This is a genomic window from Mucilaginibacter sp., from assembly GCF_035492695.1.
In the GTDB taxonomy this organism is placed as follows: domain Bacteria; phylum Bacteroidota; class Bacteroidia; order Sphingobacteriales; family Sphingobacteriaceae; genus Mucilaginibacter.
In genome coordinates, this window is sequence record NZ_DATJJC010000020.1 from 43,122 (window position 1) to 60,105 (window position 16,984).

The 16,984-nt window shown below is 42.7% G+C and carries 16 protein-coding genes and 1 tRNA gene; 9 read left to right on the plus strand and 8 right to left on the minus strand.

Features of this window, described 5'->3' with window-relative positions; translation table 11 throughout:
• Window positions 1-11: 11 nt before the first annotated feature.
• Together VL525_RS13110 and VL525_RS13115 are read right to left on the minus strand one after the other, a co-directional pair.
• Window positions 12-944 carry an FAD:protein FMN transferase gene (locus tag VL525_RS13110; RefSeq protein ID WP_325387274.1) on the minus strand — a complete coding sequence of 311 codons (933 nt, stop codon included), beginning with the start codon at window positions 942-944 and terminating at the stop codon, window positions 12-14.
• Between the two features lie 474 nt (window positions 945-1,418).
• A tRNA-Pro gene (locus VL525_RS13115) sits at window positions 1,419-1,492 on the minus strand.
• A 373-nt stretch (window positions 1,493-1,865) separates the two neighbouring features.
• Between VL525_RS13115 and VL525_RS13120 the strand changes: the two genes are divergently transcribed.
• Entirely contained in the window at window positions 1,866-2,240 is a 375-nt protein-coding gene (locus VL525_RS13120) for a hypothetical protein (protein ID WP_325387277.1), read from the plus strand.
• A gap of 2 nt (window positions 2,241-2,242) precedes the next feature.
• Here the strand turns inward: VL525_RS13120 and VL525_RS13125 are convergent, their stop codons facing one another.
• Together VL525_RS13125 and VL525_RS13130 are read right to left on the minus strand one after the other, a co-directional pair.
• Window positions 2,243-3,502, minus strand: a complete 1,260-nt coding sequence (locus VL525_RS13125) for an MFS transporter (RefSeq protein WP_325387279.1) — start codon at window positions 3,500-3,502, stop codon at window positions 2,243-2,245.
• A 40-nt stretch (window positions 3,503-3,542) separates the two neighbouring features.
• Window positions 3,543-3,980: a MarR family winged helix-turn-helix transcriptional regulator gene (locus tag VL525_RS13130; protein ID WP_325387282.1), complete on the minus strand. Its 438-nt coding sequence runs from the start codon at window positions 3,978-3,980 to the stop codon at window positions 3,543-3,545.
• A gap of 144 nt (window positions 3,981-4,124) precedes the next feature.
• On the opposite strand from VL525_RS13130, the gene VL525_RS13135 reads away from it, so the two are divergent.
• The 4 genes from VL525_RS13135 to VL525_RS13150 all read left to right on the plus strand — a co-directional run bounded on the left by VL525_RS13135 (window position 4,125) and on the right by VL525_RS13150 (window position 8,896).
• Window positions 4,125-7,451, plus strand: a complete 3,327-nt coding sequence (locus tag VL525_RS13135; RefSeq protein ID WP_325387284.1) for a DUF4175 family protein — start codon at window positions 4,125-4,127, stop codon at window positions 7,449-7,451.
• A 1-nt stretch (window position 7,452) separates the two neighbouring features.
• Entirely contained in the window at window positions 7,453-7,875 is a 423-nt protein-coding gene (locus tag VL525_RS13140; protein WP_147030255.1) for an ATP-binding protein, read from the plus strand.
• Window positions 7,875-8,303, plus strand: coding sequence for an rRNA maturation RNase YbeY (gene ybeY, locus VL525_RS13145; protein ID WP_325387288.1), 429 nt, complete (start codon window positions 7,875-7,877; stop codon window positions 8,301-8,303). The genes VL525_RS13140 and ybeY overlap by 1 nt, the downstream gene beginning before the upstream one ends.
• Before the next feature lie 83 nt (window positions 8,304-8,386).
• A complete protein-coding gene (locus VL525_RS13150; protein WP_325387290.1) occupies window positions 8,387-8,896 on the plus strand; it encodes a glutathione peroxidase in 510 nt (169 codons plus the stop codon).
• Between the two features lie 67 nt (window positions 8,897-8,963).
• On the opposite strand, the gene VL525_RS13155 is transcribed toward VL525_RS13150, so the two are convergent.
• The 4 genes from VL525_RS13155 to VL525_RS13170 form a co-directional block, all read right to left on the minus strand.
• Window positions 8,964-9,758: an MlaD family protein gene (locus tag VL525_RS13155; RefSeq protein ID WP_325387292.1), complete on the minus strand. Its 795-nt coding sequence runs from the start codon at window positions 9,756-9,758 to the stop codon at window positions 8,964-8,966.
• Window positions 9,759-9,767: 9 nt separating this feature from the next.
• Window positions 9,768-10,547 carry an ABC transporter ATP-binding protein gene (locus tag VL525_RS13160; RefSeq protein WP_325387294.1) on the minus strand — a complete coding sequence of 260 codons (780 nt, stop codon included), beginning with the start codon at window positions 10,545-10,547 and terminating at the stop codon, window positions 9,768-9,770.
• 1 nt (window position 10,548) lies between these two features.
• Window positions 10,549-11,325 carry an ABC transporter permease gene (locus tag VL525_RS13165; RefSeq protein WP_325387296.1) on the minus strand — a complete coding sequence of 259 codons (777 nt, stop codon included), beginning with the start codon at window positions 11,323-11,325 and terminating at the stop codon, window positions 10,549-10,551.
• Between the two features lie 85 nt (window positions 11,326-11,410).
• Entirely contained in the window at window positions 11,411-12,121 is a 711-nt protein-coding gene (locus VL525_RS13170; RefSeq protein ID WP_325387298.1) for a pirin family protein, read from the minus strand.
• A 100-nt stretch (window positions 12,122-12,221) separates the two neighbouring features.
• On the opposite strand from VL525_RS13170, the gene VL525_RS13175 reads away from it, so the two are divergent.
• Genes VL525_RS13175 through mnmG form a run of 4 tightly spaced genes read left to right on the plus strand, consistent with a single transcriptional unit; the run spans window position 12,222 to window position 16,898 of the window.
• Window positions 12,222-12,878, plus strand: coding sequence for an NAD(P)H-binding protein (locus tag VL525_RS13175; RefSeq protein ID WP_325387300.1), 657 nt, complete (start codon window positions 12,222-12,224; stop codon window positions 12,876-12,878).
• A complete protein-coding gene (locus tag VL525_RS13180) occupies window positions 12,875-14,746 on the plus strand; it encodes an ABC-F family ATP-binding cassette domain-containing protein (RefSeq protein ID WP_325387302.1) in 1,872 nt (623 codons plus the stop codon). Before VL525_RS13175 ends, VL525_RS13180 begins: the two co-directional genes overlap by 4 nt.
• Before the next feature lie 2 nt (window positions 14,747-14,748).
• Window positions 14,749-14,997 carry a CBU_0592 family membrane protein gene (locus VL525_RS13185; protein ID WP_325387304.1) on the plus strand — a complete coding sequence of 83 codons (249 nt, stop codon included), beginning with the start codon at window positions 14,749-14,751 and terminating at the stop codon, window positions 14,995-14,997.
• Window positions 14,998-15,035: 38 nt separating this feature from the next.
• Window positions 15,036-16,898, plus strand: a complete 1,863-nt coding sequence (gene mnmG / locus VL525_RS13190) for a tRNA uridine-5-carboxymethylaminomethyl(34) synthesis enzyme MnmG (RefSeq protein WP_325387306.1) — start codon at window positions 15,036-15,038, stop codon at window positions 16,896-16,898.
• The last annotated feature ends 86 nt before the right edge of the window (window positions 16,899-16,984 follow it).

Here is a 16,984-nt window from a genome sequence, read left to right on the forward strand (position 1 = left end):
TTTAAGGGGTATTATTTCACATTAATGTTCTTCGACGTATACATTCGGTCATTATCATCAATAATCACCGCTTCTATATCCTTTATCTGGTTTATCAGATGCAAACCCGTTTCTATTCCCATTATCATCACCGGTGTCGCCATAGCATCCGCTATTTCGGCGTTAGTTGTAATAATAGTTACACTCTTTATACCCGTGACAGGGAGGCCCGTGCGCGGGTTAATGGTATGCGAATATTTCTTGCCGCCTATCATCACAAACTTTTCGTAATTGCCCGATGTTGCTACCGCAAGGCCAGTAATGGACATATATGAAAAAACACCTTCCGGTAAGTCGGGGTTGGCTATCCCTACTGTCCATTGTTTGCCATTTGGCTGAAGACCCCAGGCCGTCAGGTCGCCGGAAGCATTCACAACTCCACTTTCTACACCCTGTTCACGCATTATTTGTTTGGCCCTTTCCGCTGCATAACCTTTGCCTATTCCCCCAAAACCAATCCGCATTTCCTTTTCACGCAAAAAAACGGTGCTTTTTTCTGCATCCAATATCACATTGCGATAGTTGATCAGCCTTACCATATTTTTCGCTGTTTCCCTGTCCGGGAGGGCGGTCATATTCTGGTCGAAGTTCCAGAGCCGTTTATCTATGGAACCATATGTAATATCGAACGCACCCTGGGTTATTTCCGAAATTCGTATCGAGCGCCGGATAAGATCGAATGTTTCGCCGCTCACCTTAACGGGCATAATACCCGCATTATTGTTAACCTGGTTTGTTTCACTGTCATCGCTGAAAGTGGTCAGCAACCGTTCTATCCTTTGTATCTCGGCGATGCCTGCGTCAATTTTTTTGTTGGCCCACCCCTCATTATCCGATACCACCGTTAACTCGAAACGGTTGCCCATCAATTTGCATGTTCTTTTAAATGCAGCGTTTCTGGCCATATATTCTTAGTAGGTAAATGGACAAATCCTTACAGCCGTCCATCCAGTAACAGCAATATTACGTTCAGATTCTGTAGTTTAAATGAAAAATACTTTTTTGAGTGTTAAAACATTTAATTTAACATTAATTAACAATTGATGGCATTTGCCGACAGCCCCTTTCGAGCGAAAAAGCCCCCGGCTTTTGGTAGAAGGCTTTCGATGATTTCCGCTAAATTTATACCTGGGTCGGAAATACAGTGACCGCGAAACGGCATTGTATTGCGCCAAAGTAGTGCAGATCGATATCGAACGTACCTTTCAATAGCCTTTCATAGTATTTGAGGGTTTATGGGAACATCCAGGCATGAAAATCACGTCAATTCAGGAATACATCGAACGTAATGCTGCAGGGTAACCGTGCCGACAGGGCTTAATTAATAAATAAGGAAAAAAAAGCCTTATGAAAAAATTCATAAGGCCTCCGACAATAAGTCGGGATGAGAAGATTCGAACTTCCGACCTCCAGCACCCCATGCTGGCGCGATACCGGGCTACGCTACATCCCGAAAACAGGGGTTACAAATATACTTTTTACCTGTGAAATTTATAACTGGCTAAAATCTTTTTATTCATCCGAATATTTTGGCGGGAGTAAATTAATTTATTATTAAGCATTATTTTATCTGCATTGTAAGTAACTGAAAACAAACAATATAATTTTTTAAATAAATAAAACTCTTTTATAATTTAATAGTTAAATACTTATTAACAAAAGAGCATAACCATTTGTATGTTAAGTATATTTAGATCAGATTTGCATTATAGTTAGTGGGATATAATATTCTGATAGCTAACTGTTATAAATACTTTATTTAAAGTACTTTGATTTCATGGGCGGTTGATTGAGACATTAACCACAAACAAATTAACTACAGTCACATGAAAAAGATTTTCATCATAGCGCTGTTATTTTTAGCATTCAGGGCATCGGCCCAAAATATCATCCCCGGGCAGGAGGCGTCAAAATATGTAGGGCAAAAGGTGTCGGCTTACGGATATGTATATAAGATTGAGCGGGAACCTAAGTCGAAAACCTGGGTCATTACCTTTGGCAGCAAGTACCTTTCAAAGGGCGTTGTTCTAAAATTGAGTGATGAATCCAAATTACAACCGGCCAGTACATTTCAGGATGTGAACGGTCATTTCATCTCAGTAACCGGCAAAGTGGTAAAAGAAAAAGGTAAAGTATTTATCAATGGCGACGATCCGGCTACCATGGTATCAGTCAAACAGCAATCGCTGGCGGTCAACTGATACTAAGCTATTTGCATGTTCTGTTCTTCCGCAACGTCAATATCCTGTTGTTTCCTTAATTTTTCCCTGCGCAAAAATCTGAAATGCAATACGCCTATTAATAAAGCTATAATGCCCTCTGCCAACATTGTATCAGGCGTCCCGATCCATTTTGATACCGACCCGATCAGCAACCCGCCCAGCGGCTGCATCCCAAAAAAGGCCATCGCATAATAGCTGATCACACGGCCGCGCATGTGGGGTTCTACAGTAGTTTGAATTAGTGTATTGCTTACCGTTATCTGCGACATCATGCCAAATCCGGCTACTGTTGCAAACACCAGCGCCAGCGGGTAATTTCCTTCATGTGAGAAAAGGATAAGCCCGGCTCCAAATACAAGCGTATTAATAGCCAGTATTTTCTTCAGGTTGCTCCCTGCCTTAAGCGACGCAAGGAATATAGCCCCGCCAAAGGCACCTAACCCAATCACGCTGTCAAGAACGCCAAAAGTAGATGCCGTCCCTTTAAAAATATCTTTGGCATATACCGGCAGCAATGTACTGTAAGGCAAAACAAATAGGCTGATAAGGCCAAGCATCAGGATAATGAATGCAATTGATGGGGTCTTTTTAAGGTATTCGAATCCATCCTTTAATTCTCCGATGACATTTTTGGCATGAACGGTGCCCATATATTTTGGTAACCGCATCATTAATAAAGAGCCTATCACCGCCAGGAAACTCAAAGCATTCAGCAGGAAGCAAGTACCATCACCCATGGTTTCTAAAACAAACCCGGCGATCGCCGGGCCGATGAGCCGCGACAAATTGACCATTGATGAGTTGAGTGCCAATGCATTGGGCAGATCCTTTTTGTCGTCTATCATTTCAAATACCAGCGCTTGCCTTGCCGGCACATCGAAAGCATTAATGATACCGAGCAGAACACTCAAAGCCAGTATTTCCCAAACTGCGTAGTGTCCCAGCAGAATGAGTACCGCCAGTATGGTTGCCTGCACCATCGATGCTATCTGCGTACCCAAAAGTACTTTGAAACGGTCGTACCTGTCGGACACCACCCCACCCATCAGCGAAAATAAAAATGACGGGAACTGGCTTGCAAAAAGCGTGAGCCCAAGCATAAATGTTGAGTGAGTAAGCGAATAGATGACCCAGCTTACCGCTGTTTTTTGCATCCATGTGCCTATCAGCGAAACGGATTGCCCGGTTATGTAAAGCCGGTAATTACGGCTTTTAAAAGCGTTGAAGGTTGTTATTTTCATTGAGTAAATTTCACACCGAACGGTCTGCAAACCGTTCTATTTAATCCATATCCACTAATTTTTTAAGAGGCCCCAACGCCCGGTGCAACCACTCCTGTTCTTCATCTGTACAGCTTTCCTTTATCGCTTTGGCAAGCCACTCGTCGCGTTCGTTACGCATTTGGGTAAGCATTTTTTCACCTTCAGATGTCAGTGAAATCAGTACTTTACGCTTGTCTGTTTCTGACCCCTTACGGCTGACGTATCCAAGCTCAAACAAATGACCCAATATTTGCGACATGCTTTGGTTGGTAATTTTCTCCATCGATGCCAGTTCGCTTGGGAGCAGTTGCTTATATTCCTGCAGCAGCGCCATACTTGAGCGCTCCGTCAACGAAAGTTGTTGGCCGGTTACCGATTCTTTACGTAATTTCTTTACCAACCGGGTAAGTAAATTGCGCAGGGAGGTAGCAAGCTGGGGTTCCTGGTTTGAAGCCATATTAAAAATTAGTTAGTTAAACTAATAAGTTTACCTTACAAAGGTACGACCATTCCTGTCTTTTAAGGCTATATAATTCTCATTTAAATGTTATAATTTTGATCATCCTTATCCGTTTAATGACGGATTGGGTACCTGATAACTATGCGGACACCGGAAAACTACGAGTTGTTGATAGGGAAGATTAATACTTTCATCCGCAAGTATTACCTCAACAATTTATTACGGGGCCTGATATTCCTGGGTGCGGGTCTGTTTTCGGCTTATGTCATTATAACCGTAAGTGAATATTACGGTGACTTTAACACCACTTTCCGGACATTCCTTTTCTATTTCTTTATCATGCTTAATCTGGGTTTGATCGCGTGGCTGATCATCCCGTCGTTAATGGCATGGCTCAGATTGGGCAAAACTATTACGCACGACCAGGCCGCCGAGATCATCGGAAAACATTTTACAGATGTTAGCGACAGGCTGCTGAATACCCTTCAACTTAAAAAACTTGCTGATAACAGCCCAGAAAGCCAGGCCTTGATCGAAGCCAGTATCGATCAGAAAATAGAAACACTTAAACCGGTACGTTTTCCATCAGCCGTCAATATCCGCGAGAATACAAAATATTTAAAATGGATCATCTTTCCCGTCGCAACTATTTGTGTCATCGCCCTGGCGGCACCATCAATACTCACGGAAAGCACAAAAAAACTGATACGCCATAACGAATACTTCGAACCGGTAGCGCCTTTCAAGTTTGTATTGCTTAATAATTCTCTTTCTGCGATACAGGGACAGGACCTGAAAATTGATCTGAAAATTGACGGCGATAAACTGCCTGCCGATGTCTATATTGAAACGGGCAGTAACACATTTAAGCTTGACAAGGAAAATATCACCCGGTTTCACTACCAGTTTAGCAACCTTCAAAAAAACACCTCGTTCCGGTTCATCGGGAATGGGTTTCAGTCAAAAGCCTACGAAGTAAAGGTGAGCTTAAAGCCATCGCTGCTTCATTTCGATGTGGCTTTTACTTACCCCTCATATCTTCATAAGAAAAACGAGACCATCTCTAATGCCGGCGATCTTACTGTCCCGGCCGGAACCGTTGTAAAATGGCAATTGCACACGCAAAATGCCGATGGGATTCTCTTTAGTATCAACGAAAAAACCATGGCGGCGAATCCCGGGGGCGCAGATGTTTTTGAACATACCGAACGGATTTTAAAGAATTCCATATACAAATTGAACCCCGTTAGCAATGCTGTAGCCCGCGGCGATTCTGCAACTTACCGTATCAATGCCATACCGGATGAGCTGCCCGCGATCACCGTCAACGAAAAAAATGACTCGGTAAGCAGCAAGGCTATATATTTTAATGGTAAGATACAGGATGATCATGGATTTAGTTCGCTCACTTTTAATTATAGGGTAGGCATCCCGGGAAATAAGAGTGGAGAAAAGATGATATCAAAACCAGTAAAAGCGGATCTGGACCAATCTCAATCCGATTTTTTTTATTACTGGAACCTAAAGGAATTTGGAGCCAAACCCGGCGACCATATTTCGTACTATTTTGAAGTTGCTGATAACGATGGCGTTAAAGGGCCAAAAAAAGTACGCTCCCCGGAGCGAACATTGAACGTTCCTGATCAGAAGCAAGTTAACGATCAGCTTGACAAAGGCACACAAGTAGTAAAGGAAAAAATGGAGTCTGCTATCAAACTTGCCGGCCAGATAGAGCATGATTCACAAAAGCTCAATCAAATGCTGCTGAATAAGAATACGCTCTCTTTTGATGAGAAAAAACAAATAGACGATTTGCTGGAAAAAAAGAAAGAGCTGGATGACCTTGTGAAAGACATACAGGCCGAAAACAAAAAAAATGCTTATGAGCGTAAGGAAAATCAGCAACAAACCAAAGAGCTTGAAGAAAAGCAAAAACAGATAGAGAACCTGTTCAACAATGTACTCGATCAGAAAACACGCGACCTGCTTCAAAAACTGCAGGAGTTAATGAACGAAGAGCAAAAAGACGGAACCCGAGATCAGCTTTCTAAAATGCAAATGGACAATAAATCTCTGCGGAAAGAGCTTGACCGTATATTGGAATTGTACAAAAAACTGGAATTTGACCAAAAATTAGACCAGAGCGTTAATCAACTAAATCAGCTTGCGGAAAAGCAGCAAAAATTAGCGGACCAGGCAAAACAGAGCGACGCCAGTCAGCAGGAATTGCAGCAGCAACAGGAAAAACTGAAGCAGGATTTCCAGGATGTAAAGAAATCATTGGACGATCTGCAAAAACAGGATGAGGCTTCGGGAAAGAAAAATGAGTTTGAAAATCCAAAAGATGACGAGCAAAAAATCGACCAGCAAATGCAGCAGAGTTCTGAAAGTTTACAGAAGAACGACAAACAGAGCGCATCGCAACACCAGCAGGAAGCTTCTAAACAAATGCAGCAGTTAGCCAGTAAATTGCAGCAAAAAAATGAAGAACAGGAGGATAGTCAGAACAATGTTGACGCTCAGCAATTACGCGAATTATTGAAAAATCTCGTTAACAGCTCATTCGACCAGGAAAAGGTGATGGAGACATTAAAAAACACATCTCCTTCCGATCCAAATTATAGTATATTAGCACAAAAACAAAAAGATATAAAAGATAATTTAAAAACAGCAGAAGATAGTTTATATTCGTTGAGCAAAAGGGTTCCGCAAATACAATCAACTGTCAACCAGGAGATAGCGGGCATCAATGAACATATTGATAAGGCGCTGGATAATTTGAGCGATCGCCGTACACCGGAGGCCGGTCGAAACCAGCAATATGCCATGACATCGATGAATAACCTGGCGCTGATGCTGAACGAGGCACTGGAGCAGTTGCAGAACTCGATGAAAAACTCCAAAGGCGGTGGTGGAAAATCGAAACAGCCCTCGTTGTCGCAGCTTAACAAAATGCAGCAGCAATTGAACCAGAATATGCAAAAGATGCGCGATCAATTGCAAAAACAGGGTAATATGTCGCAAAGTCAGCGAAGCGGCATGAGCCAGCAGTTAGCGAGAATGGCCCGCGAGCAGCAAATAATAAGAGAGGCGCTTGATAAGATCAATCAGGAAGAGAATAAAGATGGTACAGGTCGTTTAGGCAATTTGGACAAAATTTCAAAAGAAATGGAACAAACTGAAAACGATATCGTAAACAGGAGAATAACTGATGATCTGCTAAAGAGGCAACAACAGATCCAAACCAGGCTACTTGAAGCTGAGAAAGCTGAACGGCAACAAGAGCAGGACCAGCAGCGCGAAAGCAATGCCGGAAAAGATCTGCCTCCGGGATACATAAAAGCGTTACAGGATTATCAGAAACTTAATGAAAAACAAACCGAACAAGTTAAGACTGTATCTCCGGCACTTAATTTGTATTATAAACAAAAAATAAAATCTTACTTTGATCAACTTAATGCCCATTAGTATGCAAGAAGCGAACGTTCAGACCAGTGAACTTTATACTTTACAGCTTCCGTCAAAACCGGAGAGCATAACGTTGCTGGAAAACCTTATTGAGCAAATTGCTGACAAGCATAACGTTAGTGAAGATACGTTCGCTAATATGATGACTTGTCTTAACGAGATCGCTATAAATGCTATTGTACACGGCAACAAACTGGACGAAAGCAAAAAAGTGATCGTCAACGCCGAAGTAGATCCGAAACGCGTGATATGGACGATCACCGACGAAGGACCAGGCTTTGACTACGAGCATTTACCCGACCCTACCGCCGTTGAAAATCTTGAAAACTTGACAGGCAGGGGCGTTTTTATCGTAAAACAGCTCGCCGACCAGTGCGTATTCAACTCGACCGGAAATGAAGTGGAACTTCATTTTAAAATATAATGCCCTCTGTAAATTTTTTTGAAGAAGACATCCGTTTCGATCTAAAAAACAAACTCAAGGTAAAGCAGTGGGTTAAGGCCACTATAGCTGCCGAAGGTTATAAATTACAGGAGCTTAATTATATTTTCTGCTCAGATAGCTATTTGCTGACTATCAATCAGCAATACCTGGATCACGATACTTACACAGATATTATCACGTTTGACAATTCGGAAAAGCCCGGAATGATCGAAGGTGATATTTTTATTTCTATTGATCGCATACGCGAGAACGCAGAACAATTTGCCACCGGCGAAGCAAATGAACTCCATCGCGTAATTATTCACGGCGCACTTCACCTCCTTGGTTATACCGACAAAACGGCAGTTGCCAAAAAAACCATGACCGGCAAGGAAGACCAATATTTGGGTATGAGAAATTTTACATAAGTACGACGTGCGGCGTTTGATAAAAACCAGAATATTAGCCCTAACTTTACGTCATATCACGCTGAAACCAAATTTCTTAGATCATGAAAATATTAGCATTCGTATTTGCTTTGTTATTTGTCGCGCCATCTTCCGTCTACGATTTTAAATTGAAGAACATTGATGGCGAATCGTTCTCCCTGGCTAAATACAAAGGCAAAAAAGTATTGATCGTAAACACAGCATCCAAATGCGGCTTTACTCCACAATATGCCGAGTTGCAAAAGCTGGCCGATCAATACAAAGACAAAGTGGTAGTAGTAGGCTTTCCTGCGAATAATTTTGGGCAGCAGGAGCCTGGTACAGCTGTCGAGATCAAATCGTTCTGCCAGAAAAACTATGGCGTTACTTTCCCGCTTAGCCAAAAGATAAGTGTTAAAGGCGATGATATCGACCCATTATTTAAATATCTGACAGAGGCCCCAAATCCTGATTTTACAGGCGAGATCAAGTGGAATTTTGAGAAGTTCCTGATAGATGAAAATGGCAAGCTGGTACACCGTTTTCGTTCACAGGTTACCCCGCTTTCGCCTGAATTGACAAAATATCTCTAACACCGGGACAAGATTAGTTATAAGAAGACCAGCTGGAATTCAGCTGGTCTTCTGTTTTTTACAAGAATTAATTTCCTGCCTTTTTAATCGAGTCCTGCTGAGCGGCCTTTGCTCTTTTTATCGAGTCCTTTTTAACTTTTTTGATCGAATCCTGCCGGGCCTTTTCCTGTTTCTTTTTCTTATCCTTAAAAAATCCCCGTAGCAAGAAGTTATGCTGGGCAGCCTTCAGGTCCTCATTCAACGTACCCGAAGTTTTATGAACTGTCGCAATAGTGCTTTGAGCCTGCTTTATAGTGCCTTCAAGGTTCTTGGCCATTTTATCATTATTCAGCAGCCTGCCGATGCTTCCCTTGCCATTATCAACTTTGTCTACAATACTGGCAAGACTCGCGATCAGGTTGCCTGCATCATCGGCAATCCCGGTTACTTTTTTTATGATCTTATCTACATCAACCGGATTAATGGCCGCCAATTCGTCACCATTTTTTACCATGTCATTTGTTTCGGCTCCACCGGGTGATATAACAACCAATTTATCACCCATCAGCCCATCGCTGCCAATACTTAGTTTCGCGTCTTTTTTAATAAATTTCCTTACACTCTCATTAAGCGATAACATCACTTTTACAGTTGTATCATTTACAATTCCGATATCTTCAACCACGCCAACATTGATACCGGCAAAACGTGCATTATTACCAACCTGCAAGCCGCTTACGTTCTTAAACATGCCATGAACATGGAAGGTACTCGAAAATAATCCTCTCTTATTCCCGATAAGGAATATGGCAGCTACCAGCACTGCAATGCCAGCCAGTGCAAATACTCCTATCTTTATTTTTTGTCCCGAAGTGGTTCTCATAACTTATTTTTAAAAAAATGACCTGATAAACTCGTCCTTTGATTTTCTCAATTCATCAAACGAACCTTCAGCTATATATTCACCTTCATTCATGATTACTACCCGGTCGGCAGTTATGCTTGCGCATTCCATATCGTGGGTGATGATGATAGAAGTAGTTTTATATTTCTTTTGCATGTCAAGTATTAAATGACTGATCTCACGCGAGGTGATAGGGTCGAGCCCCGTAGTTGGCTCGTCATAAAGCATGATCTCGGGCTGAACAATCAGTGTTCGCGCCAATCCCGCGCGCTTGCGCATTCCTCCCGAAAGATCCGAGGGCATCTTGTCTATTGCGTCTGCAAGGCCCACACTTTCCAGCACTTCTTCAACTTTCTGGTCTATTTCAGCGCGGTCTCTCAACCTTAATACTCTCGTTAATGGAAACTCCATATTCTCACGCACAGTCATTGAATCGTATAGGGCCGCGCCCTGGAAAAGAAAACCGATCTTAGTTCTCAGCTCTTTTAATTCCTTTTCATTCATTTCGGATACATCCTCGCCAAAAACAGTGAGCGTACCTTCATCCTGTACCAACTTTCCGACAATACATTGGATGGTGACAGACTTGCCCTCGCCCGATTTACCCAAAACCACTACATTTTCGCCGCGCTTAACATCAAGGTTGATATTTTTCAGTACTTCATGGTCGCCGAACGATTTCTTAAGGCCTTCAATATGGATAACTACCTCGCCCTTCTTGCTGGTTGGCTCTGTTTTAGGATCGATGTTTTTTTTGACTTGTGCCATATCAATGATAAATAAGGATGTTACTTATCTGAACCACAATAGCGTCTACAACGAATATCCAAAGTGATGAAGCTACCACAGCCGAATTAGCAGATAAGCCTACGCTTTCGGTGCCTTTGTTGGAGTTGTAGCCTTTGTAACACCCGATAAACCCGATGATAAAACCGAAGAATATGGTTTTGATAAAGGCAGGGAGGAGATCGGAAAAGTCTATTGAAGCAATGCACTTATTAAAATAGAGCTGCAGGCTTACATGCCCTGAGATATTAATTGCCAGGAAGCCGCCTGTAAGGCCAAGCACGTCGCCGAGCAACGTTAACAGCGGCACCATCAGGGTGGTGGCTAATATACGGGTAACCACCAGGTATTGCATGGGGTTGGCACCGGATATATCCATGGCGTCTATCTGTTCTGTCACCTTCATACTACCCAATTCAGCACCTATGCCTGATGCTATTTTACCGGCGCAGATGATAGCTGTGATTACCGGACCTATCTCGCGTATAATAGAAACTGCCAATGTACGGGGCAGCATACTTTCGGCTCCAAAATCAACAAGGGTTGGCCTTAGCTGTAACGCTAAAACCAACCCCATTATAAACGCGGTAGTACCTACCAGCGTGAACGATTTGTAACCTATTTCGTAGCATTGCCGAACAAACTCCGACCATTCAAAGCCGCCCCTGAACATATTCCTGAAGAACCCTTTCAGGAATATCACCTGTTCGCCGCTATCTTCGAGCCATTTCTTCCACGTCGGTAATGCCTGGTCTGCCATTGGTTATGATATAATGCCTGTTATAAACAATTAAAAATCAAATTGTTTTAAGCCCAATAACATTGCACCGGCAAGCAGCGTGTTTTTATCTCATCGGAACTTCTATGATTAGCAGGCGGGACTGCGATTTGGTTTCAATGGTAAAGGAACTTGTATCATAAACACCAATTGCGTCCCTTTTGTTTAAAACACTACCGTCAACATCCGATTCGCCCTCAACTTGCAATACATAAGCGCCGTTCCCGGGAACCTTAATATCATATTGTACCTTCTTACCTGCTTCAAAATCACCGAATGAAATAGCTGCATCCTGGTTAATAAATAGCGTATCGGCATCCTTATCGCCTGATACTACGGTAGTCAATTCGTTAAGTTTCATGGCATCGGTAAAACTCTTCTGGTCGTACCTTGGCTTGATATCCCTGTTCTTGGGAAATATCCAGGTTTGAAACAATTTAGCCTCTTCCGTCTTTGAAGGGTTATACTCCGAGTGCATAATGCCGGTCCCCGCCGACATCACCTGGACCTCTCCAGCTTTTATCTGGCCCACATTACCCATGCTGTCCTTATGTTCCAGCGTTCCGGAAAGCATTACGGTGATAATTTCCATGTTATCGTGTGGGTGCATACCAAAACCCATCCCTCCCGCAACAGTATCGTCGTTTAAGACCCTCAGCATACCAAAATGCACCTTTTCAGGGTTGTACCATGGACCAAAGCTGAATGAAAAATCAGATTGCAACCATCCTAAGTCGCTGTGTCCCCGCTCGTTGGCAGGGTAAAATATCTTAGTCATTTTAAGATCTCCTTGTTTATGTGAGTAATTATATGTTTAAACACACAATTCTCATTCCATTATTTCATTATGCTTATTTTTGTCCAAAATTAGAATAAACATGCCAAATAAAGTGGTTATAGTTGGAGCAAGCGGACTAATTGGCAGTTATTTATTAGACATACTACTGGAACGACTTGAGTATGATGAAGCACTGGCACTTGTTCGTAAGGAATTGCCAATACAACATAGGAAATTAGTCCAATTGGTGGTGGATTTTGATCGGCTGGAAGACTATTCATCATCTATCAACGGCCAAGCGGTATTCTCGTGCTTAGGAACTACGCGAAGCAAAGTTCCGGACCTGGAAGCTTATCGAAAAATTGATCATGACTACCCTTTGCGGTTGGCAGAGATAGCTAAACGGAACAATATAAAGCAATTTCATTTAGTATCTTCAATCGGCGCAAATCCCGGGTCAGGCAATTTTTATACCAGACTGAAAGGTGAAATCGAAGAAGACATTAAGCGAGTTGGCCTGAAATGTCTACAAATTTATCAGCCTTGCGTGCTTACCGGCAACCGGAAGGAATCAAGGCCGATGGAACGTTTTATCATTGGGGTGATGAAACTGGTAGATCCGCTATTACTTGGCAGTCTGAAAAAATACAGGAGCATTCCAGCACAAACGGTCGCACAAGCCATGTTTAATGAATCATTAAAGAAGGAAGAAGGTATATTTGTGCACCCTTCTGACGAAATAAAATTATTAGCGTGAGTACTTATATATCTGCCGAAAGCCTTGGTCATTCATTTCACGACCATTGGCTATTTAAAAATATTACTGTTGGTATAAACCGCGGACAGCGAGTTGCGCTGGTTGGTATCAATGGTGCGGGGAAATCTACTTTCTTAAAATTATTAGCCGGTCAATTTTTACCTGCTGAAGGTAAAGTGGTTCAGGCGCGCGATCTCCGGCTCGGTTACCTGGAACAAGATCCTTCTTTTGAAAAAGGTCATACCATAAGCGATTATATTTTTCATTCGGACAACAAGCAACAGCAATTGATCCGTAAATATGAGGAATTGCTTGAAAATGAACCTGATAACGCCAAAGCCATTGATAAGATAACCGAAGAGATAAGTAATAGCGACGCCTGGGATTATGAATACAAAATCAAAACTATTTTAGGGAGATTGGATATTCATCACCTTAATCAAAGTATCAGCACCCTTTCGGGCGGGCAGAAAAAGCGACTTGCCTTAGCCCGGCTATTGATAGAGGAGCCTGATGTTTACCTGCTGGATGAGCCGACCAACCATTTGGACATTGATACGATAGAGTGGCTGGAAAAATTGATGACTGAAGGCAATAAAACTTTATTGATGGTAACCCACGACCGTTATTTCCTGGATAATGTATGTAACGAGATATTAGAGATAGATAACGGCAAGGTATTCCCCTATCATGGTAATTATGGCTATTACCTGGAAAAGAAGGCTGAAAGGGACGCTACACTGGATGCGCAGTTTCAAAAGAACTCTAACCTGCTTCGTAAAGAGCTGGAATGGATGCGCAGGCAGCCACAGGCCCGCGGCACGAAATCAAAAGGGCGCATAAACGCTTTTTACGAGCTGGAAGAAAAGACTAAAAATAACGGTCCGAAAGAAAAGGTTGAATTAAGCGTGAAAACATCCCGGCAGGGTAATAAAATAATGGAGCTGCACCATCTGAATAAAGGTTTTAACGGGACTACTTTTATTAGCGACTTTAATTATGTTTTCAAAAAGGGCGACCGGATAGGCCTTGCGGGCAAGAACGGCAGCGGTAAATCGACCTTGTTAAACCTGATCAATGGTATAATTATTCCCGACAAGGGCGAGGTTGAAAAAGGTGAAACAACGGTAATGGGCTACTTCCATCAATCGGGCATAGTATTCAAAGAAGATGACCGGGTAATAGATGTGGTAAAAAATGTGGCAGAGTTTATTACTATGGCCGATGGCAAAACCATTTCAGCCTCTGCCCTGCTTACGTTGTTCCTGTTCCCGCCCAAAAAACAATACGGCTTTATTGCTAACCTAAGCGGTGGCGAAAAGAAACGCTTGCAATTACTGCAGATATTAATGAAGAATCCCAACTTCCTGATATTGGATGAGCCAACCAATGACCTTGATATTGATACCTTAAATGTATTGGAGGAGTTTTTAATAAACTATACAGGCGTATTGATGCTTGTTTCGCACGACCGTTACTTGTTAGATAAGCTAACCGATCAGCTTTTTATTATGGAAGGAAACGGTTCGGTACGGATTTTTAATGGCAATTATTCGTCTTATCGTTACGAACAGGAACAGGAAAAACAGCAAGCCAAAAGCAACCAGGCAGCAGCTAAGCAAGAGCCCAGGCCTGCGCAACCCAAGAAAAGCAAGCTGGCTTTTAAAGAACAACTGGAGTTGCAAACCCTGGATAAAGAAATAGCACAGATTGAGAACGAAATAAAAAAGTTGACCGAGCAGTTAAACTCCGGGCTTGCGGATCATAATCAATTAAGCGACCTGGCAAGGCAAATCGAGGAGTTGACAAATAGCCTGGATGAAAAAAGCCGTCGATGGATGGAGTTAACAGAACTCAACGAATTATAAGCATGAAAACATCAGATATTATAGCCTCCATAGGCGTTATCATTTTATTGATCGCGTTTTTTCTTAATCTGAATAAGAAGCTTTCGGCAGATAGCAAGGCCTATATCCTGATGAACTTTTTAGGCGCTGGCATCTGCTGCTACGCATCTTATATAGTACGGTTCTACCCTTTTGTTATACTAGAAGGCATTTGGAGCATTGTAGCGCTGATATCATTATTTAAAGTTTCACGTGGAACATCACGCGATTGATTTAACTTTGTACGTTCCACGTGGAACATGGAGGAAGAATGTTTAAGAAATATGATGTTATAGTTGTTGGTGCGGGACACGCCGGATGCGAGGCAGCTGCGGCTGCCGCTAACCTGGGTTCATCTGTTTTGCTTATAACTATGAATATGGGTACTATCGCCCAGATGAGCTGCAATCCTGCCATGGGCGGAGTGGCCAAGGGTCAGATTGTACGTGAGATTGACGCTATGGGCGGCTATTCGGGTATTATTTCGGATAAAACAACTATCCAGTTTCGCATGCTGAACCTGTCGAAAGGCCCTGCTATGTGGAGCCCGCGCGCGCAGAATGACCGGATGCGCTTTGCCGAAGAATGGCGCCTGGCTTTGGAACAAACGCCGAATGTCGATTTCTGGCAGGATATGGTTAGCTCTATTATAGTAAAGGGCAATGCTGTAAACGGGGTACGGACATCGCTGGGCATTGAGATAGAATGCGACGCCGTAGTACTTACGAATGGAACTTTCCTCAATGGATTAATTCATATTGGTGAAAAACGTTTCGGTGGGGGTCGTACGGCTGAGAAAGCCGCCACTGGCCTGACCGAACAATTGGTTGAATTAGGCTTTGAAGCTGGTCGTATGAAGACGGGCACGCCGCCAAGGGTAGATGGCCGCAGCCTTAATTATAGTGTAATGGAAGAGCAATGGGGCGATGAAAATCCTGGCCGTTTTTCCTTTACAGATGTGGAACGCCCGACGGAAAAACGCTGTTGCTGGATAACTTATACCAACCCTAAAGTACACGAAACATTAAAAGAAGGTTTTGAAAAATCACCCATGTTTACCGGGCGTATCAAGGGTCTTGGTCCGCGTTACTGCCCTTCTATTGAAGATAAGATCAATCGCTTCGCCGAGCGTGAGCGTCACCAGATATTTGTCGAGCCTGAGGGCTTCAATACCGTTGAGATATATGTAAACGGCTTTTCTACTTCACTTCCGGAAGACGTTCAATATCGTGCCTTAATTCAAATACCCGGCTTCGAAAATGCAAAAATATTCAGACCCGGGTATGCAATCGAATATGATTACTTTCCACCCACCCAGCTTAACCTAACGTTGGAAACCAAACTCGTGAACAACTTATTCTTCGCCGGGCAGATCAATGGAACCACCGGTTACGAGGAAGCTGCGTCGCAAGGGTTTATTGCAGGCATAAATGCCCATCAAAAAGTCCATGACAAACACGAGCTTATTATGAAGCGCTCGGAATCATACATCGGTGTACTTATAGACGACCTGGTAACGAAAGGAACAGAGGAACCTTACCGCATGTTCACCTCAAGGGCTGAACACCGCTTACTGCTTCGACAGGACAACGCGGACATCAGGCTGACTCCAATTGGTTATGATTTGGGTCTGATCAACGACGAGCGGATGGATAAGGTAACCAGGAAAATTCAGGACTCGGACAAGATCGTCGCCTTTACCAAACAGGTATCGGTAGAAGCTGCTTCTGTTAATTCATTACTTGAAGGACTCGGCACCACCTCACTTTCTCAAAATATAAAGATGTTTAATTTGATCAGCCGCCCCCAGGTTTCACTAGCTGATCTTAGAAAGGCTGACACTTCCCTCGATGCACTCCTGAAAAACTTTGACCAGGAAACTATTGAGCAGGCTGAAATAAAAATCAAATACGAGAGTTATTTTGAGAAGGAAATGGATATCGTAGAAAAGATGCGGAAAATGGAAGACAAGGAGATCAACCCTGAGTTCAATTATCAGTCACTGGTGTCTTTGTCAAAAGAAGCCCGCGAAAAACTGATGAAGATAAAACCAAGGACCTTAGGACAGGCTTCGCGGATTTCGGGCGTTTCGCCATCCGATATCTCTGTTTTGATGGTGCACATTTCACGATAAATCACAATAATCTGATTATCAATAAATTATAAATTTTGTTTTAAACGCATTATTTTTAATTCCGAATGATAATCTTCATAAAAAGA